General features: G+C 49.2%; 17 protein-coding genes. 8 read left to right on the top strand and 9 right to left on the bottom strand.

What is annotated here, in order from left to right:
- Positions 1-324 precede the first annotated feature (324 nt).
- Genes SU32_RS06960 through SU32_RS06950 form a run of 3 tightly spaced genes read left to right on the top strand, consistent with a single transcriptional unit; the run spans position 325 to position 2,694 of the window.
- Positions 325-1,239, top strand: a complete 915-nt coding sequence (locus tag SU32_RS06960) for a DMT family transporter (RefSeq protein WP_053998639.1) — start codon at positions 325-327, stop codon at positions 1,237-1,239.
- On the top strand, positions 1,239-2,222 hold the full coding sequence (locus tag SU32_RS06955; RefSeq protein ID WP_053998638.1) for a heparan-alpha-glucosaminide N-acetyltransferase: 984 nt from the start codon (positions 1,239-1,241) through the stop codon (positions 2,220-2,222). The genes SU32_RS06960 and SU32_RS06955 overlap by 1 nt, the downstream gene beginning before the upstream one ends.
- Positions 2,209-2,694: a methyltransferase family protein gene (locus SU32_RS06950; protein ID WP_053998637.1), complete on the top strand. Its 486-nt coding sequence runs from the start codon at positions 2,209-2,211 to the stop codon at positions 2,692-2,694. Before SU32_RS06955 ends, SU32_RS06950 begins: the two co-directional genes overlap by 14 nt.
- 8 nt (positions 2,695-2,702) lie before the next feature.
- Here the strand turns inward: SU32_RS06950 and SU32_RS06945 are convergent, their stop codons facing one another.
- The 6 genes from SU32_RS06945 to SU32_RS06915 form a co-directional block, all read right to left on the bottom strand.
- A complete protein-coding gene (locus tag SU32_RS06945; RefSeq protein WP_053998636.1) occupies positions 2,703-3,089 on the bottom strand; it encodes a MerR family transcriptional regulator in 387 nt (128 codons plus the stop codon).
- 127 nt (positions 3,090-3,216) lie between these two features.
- On the bottom strand, positions 3,217-4,626 hold the full coding sequence (mgtE, locus tag SU32_RS06940) for a magnesium transporter (RefSeq protein WP_053998635.1): 1,410 nt from the start codon (positions 4,624-4,626) through the stop codon (positions 3,217-3,219).
- A 156-nt stretch (positions 4,627-4,782) separates the two neighbouring features.
- Positions 4,783-6,336: an alanine/glycine:cation symporter family protein gene (locus tag SU32_RS06930; RefSeq protein WP_053998633.1), complete on the bottom strand. Its 1,554-nt coding sequence runs from the start codon at positions 6,334-6,336 to the stop codon at positions 4,783-4,785.
- A 12-nt stretch (positions 6,337-6,348) separates the two neighbouring features.
- The gene (locus tag SU32_RS06925) at positions 6,349-6,786 is read right to left on the bottom strand and encodes a universal stress protein (RefSeq protein WP_053998632.1); all 438 of its coding nucleotides are present in this window, start codon (positions 6,784-6,786) and stop codon (positions 6,349-6,351) included.
- 126 nt (positions 6,787-6,912) lie between these two features.
- A complete protein-coding gene (gene yidD, locus SU32_RS06920) occupies positions 6,913-7,194 on the bottom strand; it encodes a membrane protein insertion efficiency factor YidD (RefSeq protein WP_053998631.1) in 282 nt (93 codons plus the stop codon).
- On the bottom strand, positions 7,194-7,637 hold the full coding sequence (locus tag SU32_RS06915) for an iron-sulfur cluster assembly scaffold protein (protein ID WP_053998630.1): 444 nt from the start codon (positions 7,635-7,637) through the stop codon (positions 7,194-7,196). Before SU32_RS06915 ends, yidD begins: the two co-directional genes overlap by 1 nt.
- 167 nt (positions 7,638-7,804) lie before the next feature.
- Here SU32_RS06915 and folE point away from each other — a divergent pair, with 167 nt between their 5' ends.
- Both folE and hisI read left to right on the top strand, forming a co-directional pair.
- Complete coding sequence (gene folE / locus SU32_RS06910; protein ID WP_053998629.1) at positions 7,805-8,428, top strand: GTP cyclohydrolase I FolE; 624 nt, start codon at positions 7,805-7,807, stop codon at positions 8,426-8,428.
- A 6-nt stretch (positions 8,429-8,434) separates the two neighbouring features.
- Entirely contained in the window at positions 8,435-8,902 is a 468-nt protein-coding gene (hisI, locus tag SU32_RS06905; protein ID WP_053998628.1) for a phosphoribosyl-AMP cyclohydrolase, read from the top strand.
- Positions 8,903-8,918: 16 nt separating this feature from the next.
- Here the strand turns inward: hisI and SU32_RS06900 are convergent, their stop codons facing one another.
- Together SU32_RS06900 and SU32_RS06895 are read right to left on the bottom strand one after the other, a co-directional pair.
- On the bottom strand, positions 8,919-9,350 hold the full coding sequence (locus SU32_RS06900; RefSeq protein WP_053998726.1) for a CBS domain-containing protein: 432 nt from the start codon (positions 9,348-9,350) through the stop codon (positions 8,919-8,921).
- 83 nt (positions 9,351-9,433) lie between these two features.
- Complete coding sequence (locus SU32_RS06895) at positions 9,434-10,150, bottom strand: rhomboid family intramembrane serine protease (RefSeq protein WP_053998627.1); 717 nt, start codon at positions 10,148-10,150, stop codon at positions 9,434-9,436.
- A gap of 357 nt (positions 10,151-10,507) precedes the next feature.
- Between SU32_RS06895 and SU32_RS06890 the strand changes: the two genes are divergently transcribed.
- From SU32_RS06890 to SU32_RS06880, 3 genes are all read left to right on the top strand, one after another.
- On the top strand, positions 10,508-11,185 hold the full coding sequence (locus tag SU32_RS06890) for a PAS domain-containing protein (protein ID WP_053998626.1): 678 nt from the start codon (positions 10,508-10,510) through the stop codon (positions 11,183-11,185).
- A gap of 92 nt (positions 11,186-11,277) precedes the next feature.
- Entirely contained in the window at positions 11,278-11,880 is a 603-nt protein-coding gene (locus SU32_RS06885; protein WP_053998625.1) for a PilZ domain-containing protein, read from the top strand.
- A gap of 156 nt (positions 11,881-12,036) precedes the next feature.
- A complete protein-coding gene (locus SU32_RS06880) occupies positions 12,037-12,648 on the top strand; it encodes a transglutaminase-like cysteine peptidase (RefSeq protein WP_053998624.1) in 612 nt (203 codons plus the stop codon).
- A gap of 130 nt (positions 12,649-12,778) precedes the next feature.
- Here the strand turns inward: SU32_RS06880 and SU32_RS06875 are convergent.
- The coding region (locus SU32_RS06875; RefSeq protein ID WP_144421060.1) for a zinc-binding dehydrogenase at positions 12,779-13,313 on the bottom strand (535 nt) is incomplete at its 5' end.

The raw sequence follows: 13,313 nt of genomic DNA, 5'->3' as shown, positions 1-13,313 counted from the left end.
TGACGCAAGTTAAAAATCTATTAACGCCCCTCATCACTTTTGCATGACCAGAGCACAAATATAGATAATTCTATATATTCCATGATGTTAGGCCGCTTCATCCCTGCGGCATTTGTTAATACACAATTTTCAAATCCCGCCCGAAACTGTGGAATATTGCGCAAAACATTCCGCACAGCAAAAACACGCTCGAGCCAGATGTTTATTGTCGCTCAAATAGTCTAGGGTTCCGGTTTCAACTTATTCGACAAGAACAGTCCGGCATTGCAATTATGATTTGCTGTGGTTTTCTGTCTCCCGAACCATTCCAGGAAAACGCTCCCTATGAACACGATTCGACAAGCCTCCCCCACAGACCTCGCTCTGCTGCTGTTCGTTGCGATTATCTGGGCTATGGCATTTGTGGCGATCAAAATCGCCGTGCCGGAAGTGGGGCCATTATGGCTTGCGGCCATTCGGGTTGGTATTGGCGCACTCGTATTAGCGCCCTACGCAATTTATCGCGGCATGAAATTTCCCGATTCGTGCCGGATGTGGGGGCTTGTTATTGCCATGGCGACCCTCAATGTCGTCCTGCCATTTTTCCTTATCTCATGGGCAGAACTGACAATTGATGCGGGCGTCACGTCCCTGCTCATGGGCGTTGGTCCGTTTCTGGCTCTGGTATCGGGACATATTTTCACCCATGACGATAAAATCAACACACGCAAAGCAATCGGCGTCCTTTTCGGATTTCTCGGCGTTATGACTGTTGTTGGCGTTGATGCGCTCAGTCAAATGGGGAGCAATATCTGGGGGCAACTGGCAGCTCTTGGCGGATCGCTGTGTTATGTGACTGCCGGCGTGCTTATCCGAAAGATTGATATTCCGCCGACAAGGCTGGCATTTATCGCGCTACTGATCGGCACAATAATCCTGATCCCTGTCGCTCTTATCTTTGCCGAACCGATAAGTGTGATGCCATCGCAAAGCGCGATTACAGCGCTTGTGTTTCTTGGCGTACTGCCTACCGGTGTTGCCTATATCATCCGGTTTTATCTCATCAACAAAGTTGGATATTCCACCTTTTCGATGTCGATCAATTTGATACCGGTTTTCGGTATTTTCCTTGGATTTTTGATACTTGGCGAATCTTTAAGACCGCAAATCCTCATTGCTCTTGCACTGGTTCTCATCGGCCTGTTTATTGCCAGATCAGGCGGGCCTGAAGCGCAGAAAACGAGAGCGGAGACAGCATAATGATCACCCGGAAACACAGATTTCCATTTCTCGATGTTCTGCGCGGTATCGCTCTGGTTGCGATGGCGATCTATCATTTCGGTTGGGATTTGGCCTTTTTCAATTATGTGGCGCCGGAACTCGTTAATGAAGGGCCGTGGAAATATTTCGCGCGCAGCATCGCCTCGTCTTTTCTTTTGCTGGTCGGTGTCGGGCTGATTCTGGCCCACAGTAACGGCATCCGCTGGCAAGGCTTCTGGTTGCGCTGGGCGAAGATTGCAGGTGCAGCGCTGCTGATTACTGTGGCAACCTATTTTGCAACGCCTGATGCTTTTATTTTCTTTGGCATTCTTCATCAAATCGCCTTTGCCAGCCTGGCGGGCCTGCTCTTTTTGCGCCTGCCCTGGCTGGCGCTCATTGCAATTGGCGTTGTCTGGGTCATTGCAGCGCCATATCTGCGCTTCGATGTGCTGGCTGGTTTACATTTAAGCTGGACCGGCCTTGCCAATGAAACGGTGCGATCCAACGATTATGTGCCGGTATTTCCGTGGTTTGGTGTTGTTTTAATCGGCATGGGCATCGGCGCGTTTTTATTCCGGCGCGATGTTTTGTTCGCCAATCCGTTTGAAAAGTTCTCAGATACCGGCTTGGGTCGGCTTCTGGCCTTTATCGGGCGTCACAGCCTGATTTTCTATCTTCTGCACCAGCCGGTACTTATCGCGCTGATATATGTCTATTCCCTTGTGCTGCCTGCACAGATTGATCCGGCTGAACTCAGTGCGGGCTTTCAAAACAATTGCCAGCAAACATGTCAGGCTCAGTATAATCAGACGCAATGCGCGTATTATTGCAATTGCGTAGAAACCGACCTTGTGGAAGCAGAGCTTTTCACCCCGCTCATGAACGGTGAAATTCAGTTTGGTGAACAAGAACCTCTTGCTATCTCGCAGGCTTGCAGCTTGGATATGCTTGCAATACCGGAGGGATCAGATGACAACGGATAAAAGCTATATGGAACGCCCGAACAATATTCCGTGGCCACCCATTGTTTTGTTATGCACCATTGCGCTCGGATTTATTTTGTCCGGTCTGATACCGCTTGGTTTCCCGCGCACCATTGTCGGCGAATTGCTTTTCGGTCTTGGCCTTATGCTGATTGTGCTGGCATTGCTGATTGATGTTTCTGCAATGCGCCTGATGAAAAAGAACAAAACGGCAATCATGCCGCATCGCGGCGCGGACAAGCTCGTTACAAAAGGCATATTCGCCTTCAGCAGAAACCCGATCTATGTCGCAAATATCATGCTCATCATCGGAATAGGTTTATCGTTCGGTACCTTCTGGCACTTATTGCTTTCACCCTTGGCGGCATTTGCCACTCGCAAACTGGCCATAGAGCGCGAAGAAAAGCACCTTGAATCGCGATTCGGCAATGCGTTCAGGAGTTATAAGAAGAAGGTGAACCGCTGGATTTAATTGACACGTTAAGAGGTGACGCGCATCTCTGCCAAGCGGTTGACACACGCCTCTTCGACAGCATCAAGCTCGGCCAAGGTCTCTTCAATATCTTTGCGCTTCTGCCGCAACTCGCCGCGCTTTTCCTCTACGCGCTCAACAATCTTCTGAAGCTGCCCGGCCTCGCCCTGCGGCGCTTTGTACATCTGGATGATGTCCCGGATTTCGGCAATCGAAAATCCAAGGCGCTTGCCGCGCATGATCTGCTTTACAAGCAAACGGTCTGCTGGACGAAACAGGCGTGTTCGCCCGCGTCTTACAGGAGCGATCAGCCCCTCATCTTCGTAGAACCGTAAAGTACGCGTTGATATTTCAAATTCACGCGTCAGTTCAGTAATTGTATAAAATTCACGCATATCGGTGTGTCCCCTTTATTGCGGAGACATTTCCCCTATTCAAAATCAATAGATGAATTTCTTACGTAAAAGTCAATTAATTTATAACTTATCCAGCAACTAACGCACAATTTGCTTAACGTGGCAGTTACACCAGAAGCAGCGCGGCAAGCCCCAAAAAGGCAAAGAAGCCAACAACATCGGTGACAGTCGTCACAAACACACTGGAGGCGCTGGCAGGATCGATGTTCAATTTATCCAGCATAAGCGGGATCAGAATGCCGGCAAGTGCGGCGCACACCATATTGATGATCATTGCCGTTGCAATAACCAGCCCGAGCGGCACACTACCAAACCAGGCGGCGGCCATTAACCCGATCAGCATCGCAAACAACATGCCGTTTATGAAGCCAACCGTTAATTCACGGCGAATGATACGGCCCGAATTGTAGATATCGATATCTTTGGTCGCCAAAGCGCGAACGGCAACCGTCATTGTCTGTGTGCCCGCATTACCGCCCATAGAAGCCACGATCGGCATCAGAACAGCCAAGGCAACCATCTGCTCGATGGTCGCATCAAAAATGCCGATAATGTAAGACGCAATGATTGCTGTTGCCAAATTCACAAGCAACCAGACAAAACGCGACCGTGTTGTGGAAATCACATTATCAGACAGCTCTTCGTCGCCAATACCCGCAAGGCGCTTGAAGTCTTCTTCAGCTTCCTGCTGGATAACATCGACCACGTCATCGATAGTCAATACACCGACCAGACGGTCGTTTTCGTCGACAACCGCGGCCGATAGCAAGTCATATTGCTCGAATATCTGTGCGGCTTCTTCCTGATCCATCTCGGCAGGAATAGCGTGACGTGTTTCGCGCTGGATATCTTCCACGCGCACATCGCGCCCTGCTCTTAAAATACTGTCCAGATCGACAGCGCCGACCAGACGGAATGTCGGGTCAATGACATAGAGCTGTGAGAAGCTATCAGGCAAATCTTCAGTATCGCGCAAATAATCGATGGTCTGTCCGACCGTCCAATAAGGCGGCACAGCAACAAATTCCGATTGCATACGCCGGCCGGCAGATTCTTCAGGATAATCCAGAGAACGACGCAACCGGATACGTTCGGTGAACGGGATCTTGGCAAGAATGTCGGCCTGATCCTCCTCCTCCATATCCTCAAGAATATATACGGCGTCGTCCGTATCCAGTTCTTGGACAGCAAGAGCGATTTGCTCGTTCGGCAGGACGGTAACGATGTCCATACGGATCGCTTCGTCGACCTCGGTCAATGCCGAGAAATCGAACTGATCACCCAGCAACGCAACAAGTTCCTGCCGCTCGCTCGGCTCCAGCGCTTCAATCAGATCACCAAGCTCTGATTCATGAAGATTTTCGACGGTACGGTTTAGCTGCTCGACATCGCTTGCTTCGATGGCATCGGAAATTTGCTCGATAACATCCGCACGAATAACACCGTCTTCACCGTAAAATTCGGCGCCGTCAGTGCTCGTCGTTTGCGATTCGCGGTTGTTTTCTGTTTCAGACATCAAAGACTTATCGGACCTAAACTCGTTATATATCGAAGCCTTATTGGCATTCTTTAAGAGTTATATGACGAAACGCAAAAAGCAATTGCCATTGACGGATAAGTCATCAAAAAAGATAAAAATCGGGGGCATCCATACTGATGCCCCCGCTATTGTTTAGTTTTTAAACTTCTTGATCTCGCCGGACGCCAGACGGGTGCTGTAAGATTTAAGTTCTCTCTTCACGAGCTTCATGAGGAAGTAGAGAGCGAAAATATTCACCACCGCCATTGAGAAAATTGCAGCATCAGAGAAATCAATCACCGGACCAAGGCTGGCCGCTGCGCCGATAATGACAAAAATGCAGAAAATAATTTTAAAGCTAAGTTCCTGCATTCTGCCTTCACCAAACAGATAAGTCCAAGCCTTGAGGCCATAATAGGACCAAGAGATCATCGTTGAGAAGGCAAACAGTACAACTGCTATCGCCAGCACATATGGGAACCACGAAATGGACGTTCCAAACGCCGCCGACGTTAGCGCAACACCGGACGTATCGCCGACCGTTGCAATTGCATTTCCAGCTTCATTGAGTGTGAATTGGCCTGTGGCCGGATCCATAATCAACTGGCCGGAAATCGTGATAACCAAAGCCGTCATTGTACAAATAACAACTGTGTCAATCAGCGGTTCAAGCAATGAAACAAAACCCTCTGTAATCGGTTCATTCGTGCGCACCGCAGAGTGTGCGATCGCAGCTGAACCAACGCCGGCCTCGTTTGAAAACGCCGCCCGTTTAAAGCCTTGAATCAAAGCGCCGACAAAGCCACCTGCAACACCAAGACCAGTAAACGCGCCTTCAAAAATCTGGCCGAATGCCCAGCCGATTTTATCATAATTGGCGATCAGGATTATCAATGCCGCACCGACATAGAGGATGCCCATAAACGGCACGACTTTCTCGGTAACTCTGGCAATTGATTTAATGCCGCCAACGATCACAGCAAACACAACGGCTGCAAAGATTACACCTGTAATCCAGCCGGGATATTCACCGACAATGCCCGAAATCTGGGCATGGGCTTGGTTGGCCTGGAACATATTGCCGCCGCCAAGTGCGCCCAAAATACAGAAAATCGAGAACAGAATGGCGAGTATTTTGCCGCCCGGCAGGCCAAGCTCGTCAAACCCTTTTGACATATAATACATCGGGCCACCGGAAACCGTGCCGTCGGGATATTCATTCCGGTATTTCACGCCGAGAGTACATTCGGTGAACTTTGATGCCATGCCAAGAAGACCGGCAAGGATCATCCAGAATGTTGCGCCGGGACCACCGATACCGACAGCCACGGCCACACCGGCAATGTTACCCAGACCAACGGTACCTGACAGTGCCGTTGCGAGCGCCTGAAAGTGGCTCACCTCACCGGCATCGTTCGGATCGGAATAATCGCCTTTCACCAGTCTTATGGCATGGCCAAAAAACCGGAATTGTACGAAACCGAAGTAAAGCGTGAAAATAGATGCGGCCACCACCAGCCACAGCACAATCCAAGGAAAGTTTGTGCCCGGAAACGGTGCGAAAATCAGACCAACAAAGGGTCCGGTAACTTCGGCAAAGACCTCATTCACCTTTTGGTCGAGTGTCATCACCTCTTGTGCATATGCTGACGATGCGGTTGCAAGCGCCAACATTTGTGAAAGCATAATTGTTTGAATTTTCTTCATTTTATCGCTCCCTTACGCCACAACAGTGACAGGAACGCTAGCGCTCATGACAAGGTTAGAAGTTGCACTGCCGAATATGCGTTTTGTAAAACCACCTTCCGATGAGCGGGCAACAACAATCTGCTGCGCGCCATTTTCTTTTGAAATATCATTGAGTGCGGTGGCCACATCACCATGACGAACGACCCCTTGGGTTTTTACACCGGCGTCGGATAGTTTTTTGATCGCGGGATTAATAATCCGCTCTTTTGCTGTCGATATTTCTTCTTCGCGGCGCTTGTGCCGCTGCGCGTTTTCTTCAGCAGTTTGAAATGAATAAGGCGACCATTCGATGACATATGCTACCAAAATTTCACAGTCGCCAATAAGGCCTGCCAAGTTTTGTGCATATGCCAACGCCCGTTCACCCGTTTCGTGACCATCAAGGCCAACCACAAGTTTCGTCGTCATTTATATTCCCTCCCTGAGAAACCATCCCCCTCGATGGCCTAAAGAGTGAAACACAAATATTTATAAGCGGCAAGAAACGCTGATTCTGCCTGTTGAAAGATGAAGTATAGTTGAAGTTAAACGCGTCTATTCTTTTGGGACATTATCAATGCCGCTTGTACCGCCCGGGCCACAACGTATAACGCGCTTGAATGTCAACCATCCGCCGCGAAGCAGACCATGGCGCGCGATCGCTTCATAGCCATATTCAGAACAAGTGGGCATATGGCGGCAGGAATTGCCGATAAACCCGGATAAAGTAAGCTGATACAGGCGGATAAGGCCGGTGCCTAACAAGCGTCCCGGCGTGCGTGGCCATTTGCCCTGCCAATTGCGCGAGCTGGTTTGATTTTTCGACACTGCGCACATTATGCGGCGGACTGTCTTTTGCGCTCGATTTGGTCAATTGCATCCACCACCGCATCAAAGACAAGCATTGTTGATGCGTGACGGGCTTTGTAATCCTTGACCGGTTGCAGATATTTAAGCTCCGCGAAACGACCTTGTGGCGGCTCGCCCTCCTCTTTGAGCATTCCGATCATCTGGCTGCGAGCGTTGCGCAATTCCTGCGCGCTGGCGCCAATAATATTGGAAGCGACAATCGAGGCAGCGGATTGGCCTAATGCGCATGCTTTCACGACCTGCGCAAAATCTGTGACAATGTCGTCATTCATATTCAGATCAACAGAAATTGTAGAGCCACAGAGCTTTGAATGAGCTTTTGCCGAAGCATCGGGGTTTTCAAGCGTACCGACGCGGCTTATATTGCCCGCATACTCAAGCAACTTTGAATTATATACATCATCAATCATATTCAGACCGCGTCAAAAAGTTACTTAAATAAAGTGGCATTACACAGTTCACATTCTATATAAGTGTTTGAACGAGCGATCTGCAAGGTCGCGAAACTATTGCGTTAATGAATAATGGACCCAAGCGCGATTGAACGCTATCAGACGCTTTTTGTTGGAGACGAGCCATGGATGCCATTGTGAACAAGCTGCCAGGCAAGGAAGAAAATATGCTGGATGACAGCAATAATAAGCCAACTCAAGCCGAGGCGGAAGAAGCGGTTCGCACACTGCTGCGCTGGATGGGCGAAGATATTACGCGTGAAGGTCTGCTTGATACCCCTAAACGGGTCGTAAAGTCATACAGCGAACTATTCGGCGGCTATGAAGCCGACCCTTCCGATGTTCTTGGCAGAACGTTTGAGGAAGTTGCCGGATATAATGATATTGTTCTGGTAAAAGATATCCATTTCCATTCTCATTGTGAGCATCACATGGTGCCGATCATCGGAAAGGCTCATGTTGCCTATCTGCCGGACGAGCGCGTTCTTGGTCTGTCAAAAATTGCGCGTGTCGTCGATATTTTTGCACGCCGTTTGCAAACGCAGGAAACATTGACGTCTCAAGTTGCCACATCGATTGATGAAACACTCGCACCGCGCGGCGTTGCGGTGATGATCGAGGCTGAACATATGTGTATGGCAATGCGCGGTGTACGCAAACAAGGTTCAACAACAGTAACGACACGGTTTACGGGCGAATTTGAAAAGCCTGAGAACCAATATCGTTTTCTGGAAATGTTGCGTCATTAAAAATCAATGGATTCTCCAGTGTCTCAAATAAAATTTGCCTCCGCAGATGTGTCCAAGGACGAGTTGGATTCAAGCGCATTATTTCGTCCGCGCTTTAATGGAGACGGATTGATCACGGCAATTGCGGTCGATGCCGAAGACAATACTATTCTAATGCTCGCTTACATGAATGCCGAAGCGCTGCAATTAAGCCTGCAAACTGGTATTGCGCATTACTGGTCACGTTCACGCAATGCTTTATGGAAAAAGGGTGAAACGTCCGGCAATGTTCAGATAATATCCGAAATCCGCACCGATTGTGATCAGGATGCCGTTATCCTGCGCGTACGCACGCAGGACACCGGTGCCAATTGCCATACAGGACGTAAAAGCTGCTTTTACAGAAGTCTCGAAATTGGCGATGACGGGCAAGTTCAACTGGCCTTTGATCAGGAAGACCAGCCGCTGTTTGACCCGTCAAAGGTCTATAAATAAAAGTCTCAAGCTTCCCTTATACAGAAGATATGTAGGATTTGATTTCTTCGGCCTCGGCTTCAACTTCCGCAATCCGGCGTTTAACGACATCGCCGATTGAAATGATGCCGACCAGCTTACCGTCTCTGGCAACCGGAACGTGGCGAAAACGGCCTTTGGTCATCAATTCCATCAATTCGGGAATGGTCGCACTCTCTGCGCAGGTGACAACATCCTTTGTCATATGCGCTGAAACAGCACTGGTGAGTGCCTCTGCACCGTGATTTGCAATCGCACGCACAATATCGCGTTCCGATAAAATACCGTCAATCTTGCCATTTCCGGAAGAAACGATCAGCGCACCGATCTTGTGTTCGCGCAGCGACTTCACCGCGTCCATTGTGGCTGTTTCAGGCGGCAATGTAAAAACTTCCGAGCCTTTGACTTCCAGTATGCGTGAAGCTGTCATTGATAAATCCTCCTCAAAGAAACCATCCAGAAGGAAATGATGTACACAAACGGCAAATTTGACAAGGCGCTCGTGCGCTTTCTTCAATTGAAGCGTTTTCTATCCAGATAACCGATTGCGAAAAATCCGGTGACAAGGCCGCCTATATGGGCTTCCCACGCAATTGAGGCCCCGCCGTTAAGACCAAGCAAATCTGACCCGAATGCAAAGTTCAGGACCATCCAGATTGTCAGAAATGGAATAACGCCGCGTTGACGCAGCGAATCTACAGGTCCGTAGAGAGGTCCGGCAAGACCGGCGCGCGGATTGCGCCGGTTTGACCTGAAGCCGAAACGCGCTGCTCCGCCCAAAAAGCCGGAAACAGCACCGGAAGCTCCGACCAACGGCACGGTATCGCCATAATAGATAAGTGTATGCAGCAGCACCGCGCCAAGCGCTGTCAAAACCCAAAAGACAATGGAGCGTAGCGCGCCAAGCCTGTAGGCGACCGGCGCTCCAAAAGCGACGAGCCAGATCATGTTCATGCCCAGATGGGCCCAGTCACCATGCAAGAATGTATGCCCGATTGGCGAAACCATTGTCGGCAGATCAATTGTAAAATATTCCGGTGTGAAGCGGATGGGGAAATAGGCAAAAGTTACAAATACCCATTCGGCAAGCTGTCTGGAAAAAACCGAATTGCGCAAAATATGCATGCCAACGCAGATGATGACAAATACAACCAGAATGCCCGGTAAATTGAACATTGGCTCGCGTGGCTGTTTTTGCGCAAACTCATCGTCGACAGATAGATTTTCCATAGGCACCTGCAATTAGAATCTTTTCATGCCTACTACATAATATCTGTGCGCAATTATGCCAGCACTTGCAGCGGACAAAAAAAGGGCCACTGATGTTTCCATCAATGGCCGTGGAGAAGAGTCCCTACTCACCCCAGAATTTGTGCTGTTTGAAACGAGTCGCTTCAAGTTGATTTGTTAATGCCAGATTAACCAATGACGATCAAACGAAACAGCCTGTTAAGGTTAACAAAACCCTTTTGTTAACTATCGCCTGAATGGCCCGCTTCCTGCAACGCAAGCTTCAAAAGCAAAGCAAGGCACGTTGAGTGTCCCGCTCTGCAACACTTTGAACAAATAAACGGGAAACTGGAAACGATGCTTCATAATGGCACAACACAACTGTTTGATTATTGGAACGCAGTCAAAGGCAACCGTACAGCGCCGCTTCGTGCCGATATTTCGCCGGCAGCCATTTCCACTATCCTGCCGTCAACATTTATCCTGCATCAGAATGAAGACGGCGAAATGGCGTTTCGTCTCGCTGGCACAGCTTTGTGTCTATTGTTCAGTGAAGAGCTTAAGGGAAAGCCCTTTGCATCCCTGCTCGATGAAGATGACCGCAACCTAATGCGACGCACACTTGCCTCCCTGCAAACAGAGATGGTTGCGATTGTGCTGCAACTTGAGGGCATATCCGAACGCGGACACACCGTCCAGATTGAGGCACTGTTTCTGCCGATGATGGATGAAGAGCCGCGCATCCTTGGCTGCCTGCACACTATGGAAATGCCCTACTGGATCGGCGCGGAAGCTCTTGCAGGACTAAGCATTAGCAATTTGCGGGTTATTGATGCGGGAAAAGAACTTATTTCGCTTCATAACCGCCCAAGCATTGCCATTGCACACAACAAAGCCAAGTCCCTAGCCTCAAACCCAAATCACGGGCTTAATGTTTTGCAGGGCGGCGCAATGCTGGGCGCAAGGCAAGCGCCACGAAATGCCAGCTCAAACCAACGGCCAAACTTAACCGTCCTGCCCGGTGGCCGCGCCTGAATTATATAAAAATTTAGGGGCACGGCTTACCTGTTGTTAACCCCAACTCATATATTCTGCAGAGACTATTTATTTGACTCGTGGAAACAGTGATGAGCTTTGCCCCAAACGCAGCTGAAATTGATCTAACTAGACGCCAATTTCAGCGCGTCGATGTTAATTTAATTGGTCGCTACATGTTGCAGGATCGCTCTGAGCATGAGTGCAAGGTTTGCAACATGTCACCTGGTAGCGCGGCATTTGTGTGCAACACAGTTGGCGAAATTGGCGAGCGTGTCGTTGCCTATATCGACCATGTCGGACGTATCGAAGGTAAAATCACCCGTATAACAGATGTCGGCTTTGCCATAGAGCTGGTGTCCACGACACGAAAACAAGAAAAACTTGCCGCGCAATTGACCTGGCTTGCCAACAAGCATGAGCTCGCACTTCCTGAAGATCGTCGTCATGAACGTATTGTGCCGCAAAAACAGGCCGGTATTTTGTCATTGCCTGACGGTAGACAATATCGCTGCCGCATCATTGATTTGTCTTTATCCGGTGCCGCTATCGAGTTGAAAGTAAGGCCTGCAATGGGCTCATCGGTCACTCTGGGCAATATGCGCGGACAGGTTGTTCGACATTTTGAAGACGGAATTGCAATTGAATTTGCAGTAATTCAGCGCCGTGAAAGTCTCTCCGACTATCTAGGCTAATCTATTTATATACATAAATACAAACACTTAGATTTAACCTGTAAAAACAAGATATAATTTTAAAAGTAATTTCGCAGAATTTGTCTCAAATCCAAGCGCCGGAATTCGCCTGATATAAAACTCTTGCTGTCAGTGTTCATCCCACAGGAGATGGATATGACAAAAAACAAGAATTCAGCGAGCAAGTTTGTAGCTTCCGCATTAGGCGTTGCACTTTGCGGTCTTATGGCAACAAGCGGCAGTGCCTTTGCCGTTAATATGAAAACGACTAATTTCACCACACAGCCCATTGGCCATAACGAGTTTTGCAAAGCAGCTCCGGTCGAATGTCAGCGCGTTGGCCGCAATATTGCACCTCATGTACTGACACGCGCCAGTTGGGCAAAAATTGTAGACGTGAACAATCTCGTCAACACGACCGTCGCCCCGCTTACCGACCTTGAAATATGGGGAAAGATGGAAGTCTGGTCCTACCCGACAAATGTGGGTGATTGTGAAGACTATGTCCTTTTAAAACGCAAGAAACTGATCAAAGCCGGTATCAGCCCGGGCAATCTTCTGGTCACTGTCGTCAAACAGGCCAATGGCGAAGGCCATGCTGTTTTAACTGTGCGCACAGACCGGGGCGATTTCATTCTCGACAATCTTGTCGGACGGATCGATGACTGGCGCGACACCCCTTATGAATATCTGAAACGCCAATCAACCGACCATGCCGGTCGTTGGGTTACGATTGAAGACAACCGCAGCCGTATCGCACGTAACTGATACATCTGAAACCACACTGTAAACTGAGTTTGCCCGGGTCGAGTCCCATCATCCATCCCCAGACTTGGGCAGCAGCCGGTCTTCTTAAATAGAAGACCGGCTTTCTTTTTATGAGCGCTGACGCTCTCTCCTAAAACCCTTCAAGCACGAGCTTGCCACGCGCCTTACCGCTTTCAAGTATGGCATGTGCGGTTTTCAGATTTTCGGCATTGATGGTGCCAAGCGTCTCCGTTGCTGTTGAGCGGATCTTTCCATCATCCAGAAGCGCTGCAACTTCGTTCAGTATATCGCCCTGACGCTGCATGTCTTCTGTTTCAAACATTGGTCTGGTAAACATCATCTCCCAGTGTATCGACACCGCTTTGCCTTTAAATGGCATAATGTCGAAACTCTTCGGGTCATCAATCAGACCGAACCGACCTTGCGGAGCGATTAACTCTCCAATCTGTGACACGTAAGTATCCGAGTAATTTGTCGAGAAGACAAAACCGGGCTGGCCTATTCCCAATGCATCAATCTGATCAGGCAATGGTTTGCTGTGATCGATGACATGGTGCGCGCCCAGCTCCTTCACCCAGTCCATTGTTTCCGGACGCGATGCCGTTGCGATAATTGTCAGGTCAGTCATTGCACGCAGCAACTGAATGGCGATCGAACCGACACCG

It is taken from the genome of Ahrensia marina (assembly GCF_001293565.1).
GTDB classification, from domain to species: Bacteria; Pseudomonadota; Alphaproteobacteria; order Rhizobiales; family Rhizobiaceae; genus Ahrensia; species Ahrensia marina.
The sequence above is the reverse complement of the archived record's forward strand: the minus strand, read 5'-3'. Positions and strand labels throughout refer to the sequence as shown.

Excerpts from the sequence above, each read along its gene's own strand:
- SU32_RS06960 (WP_053998639.1), top strand. The coding sequence starts at position 325 with ATGAACACGATTCGACAAGCCTCCCCCACAGACCTCGCTCTGCTGCTG.
- SU32_RS06955 (WP_053998638.1), top strand. The coding sequence starts at position 1,239 with ATGATCACCCGGAAACACAGATTTCCATTTCTCGATGTTCTGCGCGGT.
- SU32_RS06950 (WP_053998637.1), top strand. The coding sequence starts at position 2,209 with ATGACAACGGATAAAAGCTATATGGAACGCCCGAACAATATTCCGTGG.
- SU32_RS06945 (WP_053998636.1), bottom strand. The coding sequence starts at position 3,089 with ATGCGTGAATTTTATACAATTACTGAACTGACGCGTGAATTTGAAATA.
- mgtE (WP_053998635.1), bottom strand. The coding sequence starts at position 4,626 with ATGTCTGAAACAGAAAACAACCGCGAATCGCAAACGACGAGCACTGAC.
- SU32_RS06930 (WP_053998633.1), bottom strand. The coding sequence starts at position 6,336 with ATGAAGAAAATTCAAACAATTATGCTTTCACAAATGTTGGCGCTTGCA.
- SU32_RS06925 (WP_053998632.1), bottom strand. The coding sequence starts at position 6,786 with ATGACGACGAAACTTGTGGTTGGCCTTGATGGTCACGAAACGGGTGAA.
- yidD (WP_053998631.1), bottom strand. The coding sequence starts at position 7,194 with ATGTGCGCAGTGTCGAAAAATCAAACCAGCTCGCGCAATTGGCAGGGC.
- SU32_RS06915 (WP_053998630.1), bottom strand. The coding sequence starts at position 7,637 with ATGATTGATGATGTATATAATTCAAAGTTGCTTGAGTATGCGGGCAAT.
- folE (WP_053998629.1), top strand. The coding sequence starts at position 7,805 with ATGGATGCCATTGTGAACAAGCTGCCAGGCAAGGAAGAAAATATGCTG.
- hisI (WP_053998628.1), top strand. The coding sequence starts at position 8,435 with ATGGATTCTCCAGTGTCTCAAATAAAATTTGCCTCCGCAGATGTGTCC.
- SU32_RS06900 (WP_053998726.1), bottom strand. The coding sequence starts at position 9,350 with ATGACAGCTTCACGCATACTGGAAGTCAAAGGCTCGGAAGTTTTTACA.
- SU32_RS06895 (WP_053998627.1), bottom strand. The coding sequence starts at position 10,150 with ATGGAAAATCTATCTGTCGACGATGAGTTTGCGCAAAAACAGCCACGC.
- SU32_RS06890 (WP_053998626.1), top strand. The coding sequence starts at position 10,508 with ATGCTTCATAATGGCACAACACAACTGTTTGATTATTGGAACGCAGTC.
- SU32_RS06885 (WP_053998625.1), top strand. The coding sequence starts at position 11,278 with ATGAGCTTTGCCCCAAACGCAGCTGAAATTGATCTAACTAGACGCCAA.
- SU32_RS06880 (WP_053998624.1), top strand. The coding sequence starts at position 12,037 with ATGACAAAAAACAAGAATTCAGCGAGCAAGTTTGTAGCTTCCGCATTA.